At 70.2% G+C, this 14,983-nt stretch carries 16 protein-coding genes and 2 pseudogenes; 11 read left to right on the plus strand and 7 right to left on the minus strand.

Going from position 1 to position 14,983, the window contains the following annotated elements:
- Positions 1–107: 107 nt before the first annotated feature.
- A pseudogene (locus JGS22_RS25960) lies at positions 108–1,112 on the plus strand (1-phosphofructokinase family hexose kinase); the annotation flags it as partial.
- A gap of 143 nt (positions 1,113–1,255) precedes the next feature.
- Here JGS22_RS25960 and JGS22_RS04840 read toward each other — a convergent pair.
- A pseudogene (locus JGS22_RS04840) lies at positions 1,256–1,453 on the minus strand (class II fructose-bisphosphate aldolase); the annotation flags it as partial.
- Between the two features lie 248 nt (positions 1,454–1,701).
- On the opposite strand from JGS22_RS04840, the gene JGS22_RS04845 reads away from it, so the two are divergent.
- Positions 1,702–2,520, plus strand: a complete 819-nt coding sequence (locus tag JGS22_RS04845) for a class II fructose-bisphosphate aldolase (protein WP_216815065.1) — start codon at positions 1,702–1,704, stop codon at positions 2,518–2,520.
- Positions 2,521–2,685: 165 nt separating this feature from the next.
- Here JGS22_RS04845 and JGS22_RS04850 read toward each other — a convergent pair whose 3' ends face one another.
- Positions 2,686–3,120, minus strand: coding sequence for an SH3 domain-containing protein (locus JGS22_RS04850; RefSeq protein WP_211043778.1), 435 nt, complete (start codon positions 3,118–3,120; stop codon positions 2,686–2,688).
- Between the two features lie 617 nt (positions 3,121–3,737).
- Between JGS22_RS04850 and JGS22_RS04855 the strand changes: the two genes are divergently transcribed.
- From JGS22_RS04855 to JGS22_RS04865, 3 genes are all read left to right on the plus strand, one after another.
- Positions 3,738–4,043 carry a hypothetical protein gene (locus tag JGS22_RS04855; protein WP_216814838.1) on the plus strand — a complete coding sequence of 102 codons (306 nt, stop codon included), beginning with the start codon at positions 3,738–3,740 and terminating at the stop codon, positions 4,041–4,043.
- Positions 4,034–4,483 (plus strand): VOC family protein, encoded by a 450-nt coding sequence (locus tag JGS22_RS04860; protein ID WP_216814839.1) that lies wholly within the window; start codon positions 4,034–4,036, stop codon positions 4,481–4,483. The genes JGS22_RS04855 and JGS22_RS04860 overlap by 10 nt, the downstream gene beginning before the upstream one ends.
- Before the next feature lie 88 nt (positions 4,484–4,571).
- Positions 4,572–5,006, plus strand: a complete 435-nt coding sequence (locus JGS22_RS04865; RefSeq protein ID WP_211039656.1) for a VOC family protein — start codon at positions 4,572–4,574, stop codon at positions 5,004–5,006.
- Positions 5,007–5,118: 112 nt separating this feature from the next.
- Here the strand turns inward: JGS22_RS04865 and JGS22_RS04870 are convergent, their stop codons facing one another.
- Together JGS22_RS04870 and JGS22_RS26735 are read right to left on the minus strand one after the other, a co-directional pair.
- Positions 5,119–5,406, minus strand: a complete 288-nt coding sequence (locus tag JGS22_RS04870; RefSeq protein ID WP_211039657.1) for a DUF7848 domain-containing protein — start codon at positions 5,404–5,406, stop codon at positions 5,119–5,121.
- Complete coding sequence (locus JGS22_RS26735) at positions 5,403–5,528, minus strand: hypothetical protein (protein ID WP_268980883.1); 126 nt, start codon at positions 5,526–5,528, stop codon at positions 5,403–5,405. Before JGS22_RS26735 ends, JGS22_RS04870 begins: the two co-directional genes overlap by 4 nt.
- A gap of 209 nt (positions 5,529–5,737) precedes the next feature.
- On the opposite strand from JGS22_RS26735, the gene JGS22_RS04875 reads away from it, so the two are divergent.
- Positions 5,738–6,565 carry a helix-turn-helix domain-containing protein gene (locus JGS22_RS04875; RefSeq protein WP_211039658.1) on the plus strand — a complete coding sequence of 276 codons (828 nt, stop codon included), beginning with the start codon at positions 5,738–5,740 and terminating at the stop codon, positions 6,563–6,565.
- Entirely contained in the window at positions 6,562–6,753 is a 192-nt protein-coding gene (locus JGS22_RS04880; protein ID WP_211039659.1) for a DUF397 domain-containing protein, read from the plus strand. Before JGS22_RS04875 ends, JGS22_RS04880 begins: the two co-directional genes overlap by 4 nt.
- An 82-nt stretch (positions 6,754–6,835) precedes the next feature.
- Here the strand turns inward: JGS22_RS04880 and JGS22_RS04885 are convergent, their stop codons facing one another.
- Positions 6,836–7,120: a hypothetical protein gene (locus tag JGS22_RS04885; protein WP_211039660.1), complete on the minus strand. Its 285-nt coding sequence runs from the start codon at positions 7,118–7,120 to the stop codon at positions 6,836–6,838.
- A gap of 247 nt (positions 7,121–7,367) precedes the next feature.
- Here JGS22_RS04885 and JGS22_RS26960 point away from each other — a divergent pair, with 247 nt between their 5' ends.
- On the plus strand, positions 7,368–7,670 hold the full coding sequence (locus tag JGS22_RS26960) for a DUF397 domain-containing protein (protein WP_211039661.1): 303 nt from the start codon (positions 7,368–7,370) through the stop codon (positions 7,668–7,670).
- 97 nt (positions 7,671–7,767) lie between these two features.
- On the opposite strand, the gene JGS22_RS04895 is transcribed toward JGS22_RS26960, so the two are convergent.
- Positions 7,768–10,140, minus strand: a complete 2,373-nt coding sequence (locus JGS22_RS04895; RefSeq protein ID WP_308405796.1) for an HAD-IC family P-type ATPase — start codon at positions 10,138–10,140, stop codon at positions 7,768–7,770.
- A 614-nt stretch (positions 10,141–10,754) separates the two neighbouring features.
- Here JGS22_RS04895 and JGS22_RS04900 point away from each other — a divergent pair.
- The gene (locus tag JGS22_RS04900) at positions 10,755–12,215 is read left to right on the plus strand and encodes an NCS2 family permease (RefSeq protein WP_211039663.1); all 1,461 of its coding nucleotides are present in this window, start codon (positions 10,755–10,757) and stop codon (positions 12,213–12,215) included.
- 167 nt (positions 12,216–12,382) lie between these two features.
- Here the strand turns inward: JGS22_RS04900 and JGS22_RS04905 are convergent, their stop codons facing one another.
- Positions 12,383–12,607: a hypothetical protein gene (locus JGS22_RS04905; RefSeq protein WP_211039664.1), complete on the minus strand. Its 225-nt coding sequence runs from the start codon at positions 12,605–12,607 to the stop codon at positions 12,383–12,385.
- A 183-nt stretch (positions 12,608–12,790) separates the two neighbouring features.
- Here JGS22_RS04905 and JGS22_RS04910 point away from each other — a divergent pair, with 183 nt between their 5' ends.
- The gene (locus JGS22_RS04910; RefSeq protein ID WP_211039665.1) at positions 12,791–13,243 is read left to right on the plus strand and encodes a MarR family winged helix-turn-helix transcriptional regulator; all 453 of its coding nucleotides are present in this window, start codon (positions 12,791–12,793) and stop codon (positions 13,241–13,243) included.
- Positions 13,244–13,337: 94 nt separating this feature from the next.
- On the plus strand, positions 13,338–14,906 hold the full coding sequence (locus JGS22_RS04915) for an MFS transporter (protein WP_236073028.1): 1,569 nt from the start codon (positions 13,338–13,340) through the stop codon (positions 14,904–14,906).
- Positions 14,907–14,983 lie beyond the last annotated feature (77 nt).

Here is a 14,983-nt window from a genome sequence, read left to right on the forward strand (position 1 = left end):
GGCGGACGAGATGACCGCGCCCCACACCCGTACGCCACCGCCGCCACGGTGTCCCGGACGGCCAACGGCCGTGCAGAGCAGGAGAGTTGGCCGTCGTGATCCTCACCGTGACACTGAACGCCGCGCTCGACGTCACCTACGACGTGGCCGCGCTCGCCCCGGGAGCCTCGCACCGCGTCGAGCGGAGCCACGAGCGCGCCGGCGGCAAGGGCCTCAACGTCTCCAGGGTGCTGCACGCCCTCGGCCGGCCCGCCACCGCGACCGGTCTGGCCGGCGGCAGTACGGGCCAACTCATCCGCGCGGAGCTGGAGTCGGCGGGGCTCACGGAGCAACTCCTGCGCATCGGGGGCGAGTCACGCCGCACCGTCGCGATCGTTTCCGCCGAGGACGGCGACGCCACACTCTTCAACCAGCCCGGTCCGACCGTCTCCCCCGCCGAATGGGACGCCTTCACCGACCGCTTCCGCTCGCTCGTCGCGGACTGCCGCGTCGCCGTGCTCTCCGGCAGCCTCCCGCCGGGAGTGCCGCAGGACGCGTACGCCCAGCTCGTACGGCTCGCGCACCGGTACGGCGACGACGGCCGGGGCGCGGCGGCCGTCGTGGACACCAGCGGGCCCGCCCTCCGTACCGCCCTGCCCGCCGGCCCCGATCTGGTCAAGCCGAACGCCGCCGAACTCGCCGAACTCCTTGGTGACTGCCCTGAGTTGACGCACAACGCCTCTCGGGACAGCTCCACCGCGAGCCGTCCCAACCCGCCCGGCGACGCCACCAACACCACGAACAGCCCGGACGGCAGCCCCGACGCCGCGCCGGACCGTCCCCGCGACGGTCCGCACGACGTCGGCGGATGGACGCTGCCGGAGGCGGTCGCGCGGCTGCGCGCGCTCGGCGCCCGCGCCGTGGTCGCCTCTGCCGGACCGGACGGGCTGTACGCCGACACACCGCACGGCGCCTGGTACGCCGCGCCGCCCGCGAGACTCGCCGGCAACCCGACAGGTGCGGGCGACGCCTGCGTCGCGGCCCTCGCCGCAGGGATCGCGGACGGCCGTACTGCGTACCCGGAGGGCTGGCCCGAGGTGCTGAGCGAGGCGGTCGCCGTCTCGGCGGCGGCCGTACTGCGCCCGGTGGCGGGCGAGTTCGACGTCCGCGCCCACGACGAGCTGCGCGGACGTCGAATTCGCCCGCCACCGGGCGCAGTACGGCCGCCGCGGGCGTCGTGGACCCCGGCGGGCCCGCCGGGGTCCACGACGCCCGCGGCGGCGCGGGCGACCGCCAGTGTCGCGTGTGCCAAAGGAGCGAGGGCGCCGTGGTACTTCGCGGTGTTCTCACTGATCTGGAGAACGACGGGCCGCCGCGCCGCCTCGGCGCCGGTGACGATCGCCTCCGCGTGCTCCAACTGGACGACGTTGAACGCGCCGACCCCGCGTCCGGCGAGCGCTGCCGGACGGACGATCTCGTCGGTGGGTGCGGCGGGCGGGCGGACGCCGACGGGGTGGCGAACGGTGAGTTGTCGGCGTGCGCGGAGGTGGCCGGAGGCGCGGCGGAGGCGGTGGTGACGGTGGCGGCGGAGGGTGCCGCGGCACCCTCCGCCGCCACCGTCACCACCGCCTCCGCCGCGCCTCCGGCCACCTCCGCGCACGCCGACAACTCACCGTTCGCCACCCCGTCGGCGTCCGCCCGCCGCTCGCACCCACCGACGAGATCGTCCGTCCGGCAGCGCTCGCCGGACGCGGGGTCGGCGCGTTCAACGTCGTCCAGTTGGAGCACGCGGAGGCGATCGTCACCGGCGCCGAGGCGGCGCGGCGGCCCGTCGTTCTCCAGATCAGTGAGAACACCGCGAAGTACCACGGCGCCCTCGCTCCTTTGGCACACGCGACACTGGCGGTCGCCCGCGCCGCCCGGGTGCCGGTCGCGGTGCACCTCGACCATGCGGAGTCGGCAGCGCTCGCCCACGAGGCCGTCCAACTCGGCTTCTCCAGCGTGATGTTCGACGCCTCCAAGCTGCCGTACGACGAGAACCTGGCCGCCACCGCGGCCGTCACGGAGCACTGCCACCGGCACGGTGTCTGGGTGGAGGCCGAACTCGGCGAGGTCGGCGGCAAGGACGGCGCCCACGCTCCCGGCGTCCGCACCGACCCGGCCGAGGCCCGCGAGTTCGTCGCGGCCACCGGGGTGGACGCGCTCGCCGTCGCCGTCGGCAGTTCGCACGCGATGCTCACCAGGGACGCCGTGCTGGACTTCGCGCTGATCGGCGAGTTGCGCACCTCGGTGCCGGTGCCGCTGGTGCTGCACGGCTCCTCCGGAGTGGGCGACGACGATCTGCGCCGGGCGGTGGCCGCCGGTATGACCAAGGTGAACGTCGCCACACACCTCAACAAGGCGTTCACCGCCGCCGTGCGCGAGCAGCTGGCCGAACGCCCGGAGACGGCCGACCCCCGCACCTATCTCGGCCCGGCCCGCGCCGCCGTCGCCCGCGAGGTCGAGCACCTGCTCAACGTCCTCTCCCCTGAGGTCGGTTGAGCCGCGCCCTTACCCCGCCCACCGAGAGCCGATGAGCAGTGCGGCGCGACGTCCGGCACCGGGCTGGCCACCAACTCCCCGGCCCATCGAGCCCGTTGCCTCCGTGCGCCGTGGGGCCCGGCGTTCCCCCGCCGAGCCCCACGGACGTCAACTCCCGCGCAGCGCTCAGCCCTTGGCCTCGTTCGCCGCACGGCTCCCGTTCGCCGCCGTCGGGTACTTGTCCTTGCACAGCAGGACCGTGCCGGTGTTGTCGACGTAGCGCGCGGTCACCCACTGCTCGGCACCCCGCAGCTTGAACCAGACGGTGTTGCCGCCCACGTTCTGAGCATTGACCTTGCAGTCCAGGCCCACCTGCTGCCCGTACACCAGGACCCCCTTCACCGAGGAGTCGGTGCTCGGGTACTGCCTGGTGTTCACCCCGGCCGGGGTGACGACCGTGCCGTACGGCAATGCGGGCGCGGCAGCCGCCTTCACTGCGGCGGCCTTCGCCGCACCGGGCGCAGCCTGGGCCGCTCCCGCCCCCAGCAGCGTGCCTCCCGCGAGCGCGGAGACGCCCAGCGCCACCGCGGTGATCCTGATACGACGCGTGTTCAGAGCCATGGTGTTCGTGTCCTTCCCTGGTGCCCCGTCCGGGGCGTGAGATCTCGACGAGAAAGCCGACCCGGGACGTTCGCCACCACCCGCAATCAACCGTCTTCTGGCGATATTTCATGACTGCGGGACGCGATACTTCTCCCCGTTCACCGAGCCTTCCCCCTGCTTTCCACCAGTTCGACATAGATAGACCGCCAATGGTTGTACGCACCTTTTACTCCTTTTAGCCACTCCTTCCAAAAGCGCAGCTCAACGCAGGGGACCCATTCCCGGCCGCTCTGAACCCGCCCCGAGAGCCGCGCACTTCACAGTCCGCACGCCCCCACGTCACCACCCGCGCCGCCACTCCGACCCAACCACCCCGCCACCGCCACACCGCGCGCTACGTCGACAACACCGGCACGGTCGTCACCCCGGCCGGGGTGACGACCGTGCCGGTGTTGTCGACGTAGCGCGCGGTGTGGCGGTGGCGGGGTGGTTGGGTCGGAGTGGCGGCGCGGGTGGTGACGTGGGGGCGTGCGGACTGTGAAGTGCGCGGCTCTCGGGGCGGGTTCAGAGCGGCCGGGAATGGGTCCCCTGCGTTGAGCTGCGCTTTTGGAAGGAGTGGCTAAAAGGAGTAAAAGGTGCGTACAACCATTGGCGGTCTTGGGCTCGGGGACTTGTTGGAAGAGGATGCGGCGGCCTTCGCCGCACCGGGCGCAGCCTGGGCCGCTCCAGCCCCCAGCAGCGTGCCTCCCGCGAGCGCGGAGACGCCCAGCGCCACCGCGGTGGCGCTGGGCGTCTCCGCGCTCGCGGGAGGCACGCTGCTGGGGGCTGGAGCGGCCCAGGCTGCGCCCGGTGCGGCGAAGGCCGCCGCAGTGAAGGCGGCTGCCGCGCCCGCATTGCCGTACGCCACCCCACCTCACACCGGAGTCGCGCCATGGCCCTGAGCTGGAAGCTCGTCGTCGACGCCCACGACCCGCACCTCGTCGCCGACTTCTGGGCACAGGCCCTCGGCTACCTGGTCGAGGACAACAGCGTCCTCATCAACGGGCTGCTAGCCGCCGGTGCCATCGACGACTCGCTCCTCACCGAGCACCACGGCCACCCCTCCTGGCGGACCGTCGTGGCCGTACGCCACCCCGACGACCCGTACGCTGCGGAGACCGGCATCGGACTCGGCCGCCGCATCCTCTTCCAACAAGTCCCCGAGCCCAAGACCGCCAAGAACCGCCTCCACATCGATGTGCACGCCGAGCACGGCAGTCGCGAGGCGGAGGTCGCCCGCCTCGTCGCGCTCGGCGCCGCCCACCTCCACGACGTCGACGACCAGGGCGGCCAGTGGTCCGTACTCACCGACCCCGAGGGCAACGAGTTCTGCGTCTCCTGACCACACACACCCCACCCGCACCACACGCCCCACACGCACTCGAAATAATCACTGGCCGCGGCAGGTTCACCCGTCCTACGATCCCGCCATGGCACCCATCCGGCAGGTACAGATCACCTTCGACTGCGCGGAGCCGCAGCGTCTCGCCCGCTTCTGGTGCGAGGTTCTCGGCTACGTCGTACCGCCCGTACCGGAGGGGTTCGACAGCTGGGACGCCTACGAGGAGACGCAGCCGCCCGAGTCGCGCGACGCGGGTTTCGTCTGCTCCGACCCCTCGGGCGCCGGTCCGCGGCTGTACTTCCAGCGGGTGCCGGAGGGCAAGGCGGCCAAGAACCGGCTGCATCTGGATGTGCGCGTCGGCACCGGCATGGTGGGCGAGGAGCGCCTCGCCGCGCTGGAATCGGAGTGCGCCCGACTGCTCCCGCTCGGCGCGACGCGGGTACGGCTGCTCGTCGCCGACGGGGTCAACGAGTCGTGCCTGGTGATGCAGGACATCGAGGGCAACGAGTTCTGCCTCGACTGACCCGAGGCACCGGCCGACCGTTTGATCGCGCCGTCGACGTGTGAGGGGACACGTCGACGGCGTTCGGCGTTCGGAGGCCCGGCGGACATCCCGCCGCACGCGCTCGCCCTTCTCACTCCCACTCCCCCGGCACCAGCCGGTACGGGGTCGTACGGATCAACCGGTGCGAGAGGTGCTCCGGGTGCTCCCGGCGGTGCACCGGCACCCACTGTGCCGCCTGCCTCTTCGCCGCCTCGTCGGCCCTCAACTGCCCCTGCGCGTCCGAGGACTTCGCCGACTCGACGAGCGGCCCGGCCTCCTCGCAGACGGCGCACTGCATCGCGAAGCAGGTGGGTTCGCGGTCCGGTTCGGTGTCCCGCACCACGACGAACTTCCTGAAGGCGTACGTTCGTTGACTCACCGCTTCTCCAAGTCCTCGAAGTGCTGCTCGATCCGCGCCCGCAGCCCAGCGATACGCGCGTTCAGCTCGACTCCGTCGAGTTTTCGCGGAACCTCCACTGCGCCCTCATCCCGACCACCCATCTGAGGCTCACTTCCGCAATGCCCACCACGCTTCCGCTCGATGCCCAGAGTCGGTGAACTCTCAACATCACCGTCCGCCTTCAGTTGCCACTCGCTCCCCATCAAGACTCCCCTCCGTGACGATTCCGCTACCGAACAGCATCAGAGTGGCGTAGCGTTCGGAATCCATCAACTTGCGGATATCAGACGGAGAGTTGAGGTGTGATGCAGTGAACCGCAAGGACTTGAACCCCGATGAAAGCCCTACCGCCCGATTCGGCGAGCGTTTACGCGCACTGAGGGACGAGCGCGGTTGGACTCAGGATGAGCTGGGCGAGCGCGTTGGATGCTCAGGCACCCATGTCTCGGCAGTAGAAACTGGCAGACGGTCCCCAACTCGCCGTTTTGCAGCAGGTGCTGACAAGGCATTGGGGACTGGCGACCTACTCGAACGTCACAGTCGAGCGGTACGCCACACTGCCCTGATCGAGGGATTTCCCGAGTACCTGGCTCACGAGACGCGCGCGGCAGAGATCCGACTCTACGAAGTGGGCGTGATCCCCGGGTTGCTCCAGACTTCTGCTTACGCGTCGGCGTTGGAAGCAGATGCGGTGCGACGCGAAGCGATCACTCCCGAACAGGCTCAGGAGCGTGTGCAGTTGGTGGGACGCCGCCAAGCCGCTCTGGATAGATCCCCATCGCCGCTGATCATCTCGGTCCTCGACGAAAGCTGCCTGCTCCGACCGATGGGCACACCCGACGTCATGGACGCGCAATACCAACGGCTGCTGGAGTTCGCAGAGCTACCCAACACCGTGCTTCAGGTCGCACCATTCAGCATGGGCGCGCGGCGCCCGTTCAGTCTGCCTGTCACGGTGTTGACCTTGCCGGAGCGAGCCGTGGCGCTCTACGCAGAATCGGCGCATCGAGGGCATTTTGAACGCGAAAGCACGTTCGTGTTGCCAATTCTGATGGCCTACCATCAGCTACAGACTGAAGCGCTCTCCCAAGCAGAGTCCGTAGCCATGATCCACCAGCTGCGAAAGGGCACCCCGTGACGAACACGAACGAGTCCCCCCGCTGGTTGACCTCCTCCTACAGCGGCAACGGCGGCCAGTGCGTCGAGGTAGCAACCAGCCGCACGATCGCGCAGGTGCGCGACTCCAAGAACGTCGGCGGTCCCGCCCTCGCCGTGCCCGCCGCCCAGTGGACCGCCTTCCTCACCACCCTCAAGGCCGACCACTGACGCACACCGCGTACGGTCCCGCCGCGCCGGCACGACGCTGCGGGGCCGTACGACGTGAACGGCGGGCCGCACGCCGGAAGTTCTACTCGAAGAGGTCGACTCCCTTCCGATCCGCGAGAGCCTGCAACTTCTCGATGTCGTCGGCGGGGACACACAGATGAGCCCGCAGCCCTTCCTCGTCACGGCGCAGTACGTAGCTCGCGAAGCTGTCGGTCATCAACTCGCCGTCACCGGCGTGGAAGAGCCGGCGCACCCGGACCAGCACGACGGCCTCGCTGAGCAACTCGTGGCCCAGACGCTCGTACCCGACGGAGGCCGGCCCGAGCTTGCGATAGACGGGATACGACCGCTCCAGCCCTTCGGCCATGGCCTCACGGGACTCCAAGGACGCCCGCGCGCGCCCTCCCGGTCCGTGAGAATCATGCCGGGACTCCCCCACAGGGCCGCCGCTCCCCGGGAGTCGTACGCGGAGAGCGTGCCGGCGTAACGGCCGAGAAAGTCGTCGAGCTCAACTCCGATGTCGTCCATACCGGCCAAGGTAGGCACGGACGCGCTCAGAGCGGTGGTGACCGACCCGGGGTGTTCACCACGGAACGGCGTGCTCCCTCCGATGAATGCGCACCGGCCGGGGCACAACAACAGTGCGTCCCCTCAACGGCCCGCTCTCGCCGGGCACTTCGGAAGCAAAACTCACCGCGCGCGACGAAAGGCCGATCCGTGACGAACACGAACGTGTCCCCCGCTGGCTGACCTCCTCCTGCAGCAACAACGGCGGCGACTGCGTCGAGGTGGCAGCCGGTCGCACGGTCGCGCAGGTGCGCGACTCCAAGAACGTCGGCGGTCCCGCCCTCGCCGTACCCGCCTCGCAGTGGACGGCCTTCCTCTCCCACCTCAGGACCGACCGCCCCGGCCTCTGAACGACCGGAGCCCGCCTGCCCGGACCAACTCGCGCACGCGCCACAGGCGTTCGGCATGGCCGGCCCGACAACGTCGACCACCACCCGCCTCAAACGGCTACGCCGGGAAGCGGGTGGCGACGACGCGCCAGGCGATCTCCAGGAGCACCGCCGCCACCGCGGCGATGGCCGCCGCCGTGAGCGGCATGGTGAGGCCGACCAGCTTGAGCTGGAAGAAGTGCTGCAACCACGGCGTCACCATCACGACCACGAAGCCGCACGCCATCGTGAGGATCAGCCCGACGCGCCACCAGGTGTAGGGGCGGGCGACGATCGCCAGCACCCACATCGCGGTGAGGAACAGCGTCAGAGTGGCCGCGCTGGTCTCCGCCTCCAGCGACCCCTCGCCGGTGTAGAAGGACCTGGCGATCGTGTACGAGGTGAACGTGGCGGTGGCCGCGATGATGCCGGACGGGATCGCGTACCGCATGACGCGGCGCACGAAGTGGGGTTTGGCGCGTTCCCCGTTCGGCGCCAGGGCCAGGAAGAAGGCCGGGATGCCGATGGTCAGGGCGGAGAGCAGCGTCAGATGCCGCGGCAGGAACGGGTACGGGATCTGCCAGGCGATCACCAGGACGGCGAGCAGCACCGAGTAGACGGTCTTGGTCAGGAAGAGGTTGGCGACCCGCTCGATGTTGCCGATGACCCGGCGGCCCTCGGCGACGACCGAGGGCAGGGTGGCGAAGCTGTTGTTCAGCAGCACGATCTGCGAGACGGACTTGGCCGCCTCCGAGCCGCTGCCCATGGCGACGCCGATGTCGGCGTCCTTCAGGGCCAGTACGTCGTTGACGCCGTCGCCGGTCATCGCCACGTCGTGGCCCTTGGCCTGGAGCGCGCCGACCATCTCCCGCTTCTGCTGCGGGCTGACCCGGCCGAAGACGGCGCCGCGTTCGATGGCGGCGGCCATCTCCTCCTTGCCCTGCGGCATCCGGCGGGCGTCCACCGGGTCGTCGGCGCCGGGGAGTTGAAGCTTGCCGGCGACGGCACCCACGGAGACGGCGTTGTCGCCGGAGATCACCTTGGCCGCGACGTCCTGCTCCTCGAAGTAGCGCAGGGTGTCGGCGGCTTCGGGGCGCAGCCGCTGCTCCACCACGACCAGTCCGGTGGGCTCGACGCCGTCGGCGACGGCGGGGTGGTCCAGCGGACGGGTCCCTCGGGCGAGCAGCAGAATGCGCAGGCCCTGGGCGTTGAGTTCGTCGATCTCGGTCAGCCGCGGATCGTCCGCGGGCAGCAGCACGTCGGGCGCGCCCAGCAGCCAGGTCGCAGTCTCGCCCCGCGGGTCGGTGAGGACAGCGCCGCTGTACTTGCGGGCGGAGGAGAACGGCAGCGCGTTCTCGCACCGCCAACCGCCCGCGTCCTGCGCGGGACAGGCGTCGATGATCGCCTGGAGGCTCGCGTTGGGGCGCGGATCGGAGTCGCCGACGGCGGCGAGCACCTCGCGCACCCGCTCCTCGGTGACGCCGTTGAGCCCCCGCACCTCGGTGACGTCCATGCCGCCCTCGGTGAGAGTGCCGGTCTTGTCCAGGCAGACGACGTCGACGCGGGCCAGGCCCTCGATCGCGGGCAGCTCCTGCACCAGGCACTGCTGGCGGCCCAGCCGGATCACACCGATCGCGAAGGCGACCGAGGTGAGCAGCACGAGCCCTTCGGGGACCATCGGCACGATGCCGGCGATCATGCGCCGGATCGCCTCGTCGGCGCCCCGGCTCTCCACGACCATCTGGCTGATGATGAGCCCGATCGCGGCCGGGACCAGCATGTACGTGATGTATTTCAGGATCTGCGAGATGCCGCTGCGCAGTTCGGAGTGGACGAGCGTGAAGCGGGAGGCCTCCTCGGCCAGTTGCGCGGCGTACGCCTCCTTGCCGACCCTGGTCGCGGTGAACGAGCCGCCGCCCGCGACGACGAAGCTGCCGGACATCACCGTGTCGCCGGGCTGCTTGACGACGGGGTCGGCCTCGCCGGTGAGCAGGGACTCGTCGATCTCCATGTTGTCGGCGCCGACAACCTCGCCGTCCACCACGACCTTGTCGCCGGGGGCCAGCTCGACCAGGTCGCCGAGCACGATCTCGCCGGTCGGCACCGCCACGCTCGCGCCGTCGCGCCGGACCTTCGGCTTGGCCTCACCGATGACCGCGAGGTTGTCCAGGGTCCGCTTGGCGCGCAGCTCCTGGATGATGCCGATACCGGTGTTGGCGATGATCACGAAGCCGAACAGGCCGTCCTGGATGGGCCCGACGACCAGAATGATCGCGAAGAGGACACCGATGATCGCGTTGAACCGGGTGAAGACGTTCGCGCGGACGATCTCGCCGGTGGAGCGGGAGGAACGTACGGGTACGTCGTTGATCTCGCCGCGCGCCACGCGTTCGGCGACCTGCGCGGAGCTGAGCCCGGTACGGGCGAAGTCCGGCCCGACGGCCTCCGGCACTGCGTCCCCGCCGGACCCGCCGGACCCGGCCGCCTCCACGCCGTCCGCCTCCGTACGTTCCGCTGCCGTACGTTCCGCCTCCGTACGTTCCGCCTCGGCGCGTTCCGCGCGCGCGATGGCGGCGGCGCGGCGGCGTACGTACCAGAGGCCGATCAGCCCGAGGGCGGTGCCGGCAAGCGGGGTCCAGACCCACCAGGTGTGGCCGCGGTCCGCGAACCAGCCGTAGAAGGGAAGTTGGACGAGGAAGAGGACGAACCACACCACGGTGCCGCCCGTGACGGTGGCGACGACGTTCCCCTCCAGCGGAGGCGGCGCCTGGCGCTTGCCATCGGTCCAGTTACTCACGCGCATGGTCTGGGGCAGCCTCTCGGTACGGGCGGATCGCGACCAGCGTATCGAGCACGGCCGAGGTCCCGCCGCGGCGCCGTCGGAGGGCACTGTGGGGATGGCCACTGCCCCGCGCAGGAGATTGGCTTTCGGCTCCGCGGTGCGCTCATACTGGACCGGTTTCAAGGGTCCGGCCTCAATGTGGAGCGCCTCCTCAAGGATCCGCGTCTTCCCGGCTCGCAGGGCCGGCGCGAAGGCTCCTCGCATCTCCCCACCCGAGGTTCCGCATGTCCGCTCAGGCCACTGGTTCGGCTGCCTCCGCCAGCTCACCGAAGGCTCCCCGCAACGGCTTCGACCACTTCTTCCGGCTCACCGAACGCGGCTCCACGGTCAGCCGTGAACTGCGCGGCGGGCTGGCGACGTTCTTCGCGATGGCGTACATCATCGTGCTGAACCCGATCATCCTCGGCTCGGGCGCCGACAAGTACGGCAACCAGCTCGACAACGCGCAGCTGGTCACGGCCACCGCGCTGATGGCGGGCCTGACCACGGTGCTGATGGGCGTCATCGGCAATGTGCCGATCGCGCTCGCCGCTGGGCTCGGCATCAACGCGGTCGTCTCGCTCCAGCTGGCACCGAAGATGAGCTGGCCGGACGCCATGGGCATGGTGGTGCTGGCCGGCCTGGTGCTGATGCTGCTGGTCGCCTCCGGTCTGCGGCAGCGTGTGCTGGACGCGATCCCCGGTGGCCTCAGGCGGGCCATCGCGATCGGCATCGGCCTGTTCATCTCGCTGATCGGCCTGGTCGACGCGGGCTTCGTCACCCGCAACCCGGACGCCGCGAACACGACGGTGCCGCTGGGGCTGGGGCAGGGCGGACAGCTTCAGGGCTGGCCCGTGGTGGTCTTCGTGCTGGGCCTGGCGCTGATGTTCGTGCTGCTGGTGCGCAGGACCAAGGGCGCGATCCTGATCGGCATCGCGGTGATGACCGCGGTCGCCATCGTGATCAACAGCGTGGCCTCGATCCCGGACGAGAAGTGGGGCCTGGCCGTCCCCTCGCTGCCGGAGAAGGTCGTCAGCGCACCGGACTTCGGGCTGATCGGAGAGATCTCGCTCTTCGGCGGCTTCCGCGAGGTCGGCATCCTGACCGGCTGCCTCTTCGTCTTCACGGTGCTGCTGTCCTGCTTCTTCGACGCGATGGGCACCATCATCGGCGTCGGCGAGGAGGCAAAGCTCACCGACGAGAAGGGCCAACTGCCCGGCATGGGCCGGGTGTTGATGACGGACGGCGCCGCGGTCGCGCTCGGCGGCGCAGGCTCGTGCTCGGCCAACACCTGCTTCGTGGAGTCCACCGCCGGTGTCGGCGAGGGCGCCCGTACGGGCCTGGCGAACCTGATGACCGGCGGTCTCTTCCTGCTCGCACTGGTCTTCACCCCGCTGGCCACCGTGGTGCCCTCACAGGCCGCGACCCCCGCCCTGGTGGTCGTCGGACTGCTGATCATGGCGGCCAACGTCAAGGACATCGAGTGGGACGACACCACCATCGCGGTGCCGGCGTTCCTCACGATGGTCTCGATGCCGTTCACCTACAGCATCACCAACGGCATCGGCATCGGCGTGCTGGCCTTCGTGGTGCTGCGCACCGCGACCGGCCGCTTCCGCGAGATCCCGTGGCTGCTCAACGCGGTCGCTCTCTGCTTCCTGGTGTACTTCCTGCTCAACCCGATCGAGCAACTGCTGGGCGTCTGACCCCCGTCACCGGCCCGGTTCACGGACGGGCGCGGCACGGGGCCGAGTCCGTACACGGGCGCGCGGTCGGGCCGTCGCGCAGTCGGGCCGTCGCGCAGTCGGGGCGTCGCGCGGTCGGGGCGTCGCGCGGTCGGGGCGTCGCGGACGGCCCGGCGGTCGGGCTGCCGTCAGGTCGTTCCGGAGCCGCCGCGGCCGGCGGTGGTCGGTCCCTGCGGGCGGCTGTAGAAGCGCTCGGTCTCCTCGACCGCCGCCTTGAAGCGCTCGTCGAAGTCCTCCCGCACGATCATGCCGATCACGTAGTCCTGCACGGTCATCCGTCGTCGGTCCGCGTGCTGGGTGAGCCGGTCGAGAAGCTCACTGTCGATACGGACGCTGAGCACCTTCGATGTCATGCCCACCACGTTCCTGGGGGCTGTGGTGTGCGCGGCCCGGTTCGGCCGTAGTCTCACTCATAAGGGTGAAGTGCGGCTCTCCACCGGCGAGATGTGGCATCGGACGGCGTCTTCGCGGGCGACCCGTGGCAGTGCTCACCAACGGGTGGTTGTTAGCGGGACTAATGAGTTACCCTAACGACTATGCCGGACCTGTCCCACGGCGAGGACGCCGCCGCCGTGAATACCCTCCGCTCCTCGATCATGCTGCTCGGACGCAGGCTCAAGCACCAGCGAGTGGACGAGTCGCTCAGCCCGACCGAGATGTCGGTGCTGGCGACTCTCTCCCGGTGCGGCTCGGCAAGCCCGGGAGAGCTCGCCCGCAAGGAGCACGTGCAGCCGCCTTCGATGACGAGGATCGTGGCCATGCTGGAGTCCAAGGGCCTGGTCAAGCTGGAGGCACATCCCGACGATCGGCGCCAGAAGGTCGTCACCCGGACCGAGCGCGCGGAGTCCATGCTCGCCGCCAGTCGTAAGAAACGGGACCGCTGGCTCACCGACCTCGCCGGTCAGCTCGACGAGGAGGAGTGGGAGAAGCTGCGCGCGGCGACGTCCGTACTGGACAAGCTCGCGCATCTGTCCGCGCCTCCACGATGAGACACCGCGGGACTCCCCCGCACAGCGCGCGCACAGCCGTACGGCCGGGCGCCGCGACAACTCGAGAAGTACCGATCCAGGAGGCGAACCGCCCTTGAGTACGGGACCCGGAGCAGACTCCGCACCCGCACCAGGAACCGACCCGACAACCGACAGCACCCCGCACGGACCCGGTGGCACCACCCGGGAATCCCCCGCGCCCACCGGCCCGGACACCGCGGGCGACGACGCGGAGACCACCACCGCCCGAACGCCCGGCAAGGCCGGCAACTCGATGTTCAGCTCGCTGAGGGTCCGCAACTACCGCCTCTTCGCCATGGGGCAGGTGGTGTCCAACACCGGTACCTGGATGCAGCGCATCGCCCAGGACTGGCTGGTCTTCACCCTCACCGGCTCCGCCACCGCTGTGGGCCTGACCGTGGCACTGCAGTTCCTGCCGATCCTTCTCTTCGGCCTCTACGGCGGCGTCCTCGCCGACCGCTGCGCCAAGCGCAAGCTGCTGATCGTCACCCAGACCGCGATGGGCATGACCGGCATCGTGCTGGCTGTGCTGACCCTGACCGGTCATGTCGAGGTCTGGCACGTGTACGCGACGGCCTTCGCACTCGGCATGGTCACGGTCGTGGACAACCCGACCCGGCAGACCTTCGTCTCCGAGATGGTCGGCCCCGACCAGCTGCGCAACGCCGTCTCGCTCAACTCCGCCAACTTCCAGTCCGCCCGGCTCGTCGGCCCGGCCGTCGCGGGTGTGCTGATCACCGGCGTCGGCAGCGGCTGGGCCTTCCTGCTGAACGGCCTGTCCTTCCTCGCGCCGATCGCCGGACTGCTGCTGATGCGCACCTCCGAGCTGCACCCGATCGACCCGGTACCGCGCGGCAAGGGGCAGTTGCGCGAAGGGCTGCGCCATGTCCGCAGCCGTCCCGAACTGATCTGGCCCATCGTGCTCGTCGGCGCGATAGGCACCTTCGGCTTCAACTTCCCGATCTGGCTCACCGCCTTCACCGACCACGTCTTCGACCAGGGCGCGGGCGCCTACAGCCTGCTCAACGTGCTGATGGCCGCGGGCTCGGTGACCGGAGCGCTGCTCGCGGCCAGGCGCAACTCCTCGCGGATGCGGCTGATGGTCGCGGCTGCCGGGCTGTTCGGCGTGCTCCAGATCGTCGCGGCGGCGGCACCGACGTACTGGCTGTTCGCGCTGCTGATGCTGCCCATCGGGATCATGGGCCTGACCTTCAACGTCACGGCCAACAGCAGCGTGCAGCTGGCCGCGGACCCCGCGATGCGGGGCCGGGTCATGAGCCTGTTCATGATGGTCTTCGTGGGCGGCACTCCGATCGGCGGTCCGCTCATGGGCTGGATCACCGACACCTACGGCGCCCGGATCGGCTTCGCCAGCGGTGGCCTGGTCTCGCTGCTGTCGGCGGGACTCGTCGGGCTGGCGCTGGCCCGCGCCGCGGGTCTGCGGATGCGGGTACGCGGTTACCGGGTCACCTTCGTTCCGCGCGTTCCGCGTGCCGCCGCCCTCTCGCCGGACCCGGACACGGACCCGGACCCGGAAACGGGCCCGACGCCCGAACCGGACACGGGAGCCGTCCCGGCGGCCGAAGCAGTGGAGCGCAAGGAACTGACACTGGCAGCGCCACGCCCCGACGGGCGGCCCTGAGCCGGTGGGACGGCGTGGACCTGGGCCTGCCACCGGGCGGGTGACCGGCGGCCCGGACCGTGCGGTTACCGTGGACC

This window comes from Streptomyces tardus (assembly GCF_018101125.2).
GTDB lineage: Bacteria > Actinomycetota > Actinomycetes > Streptomycetales > Streptomycetaceae > Streptomyces > Streptomyces tardus.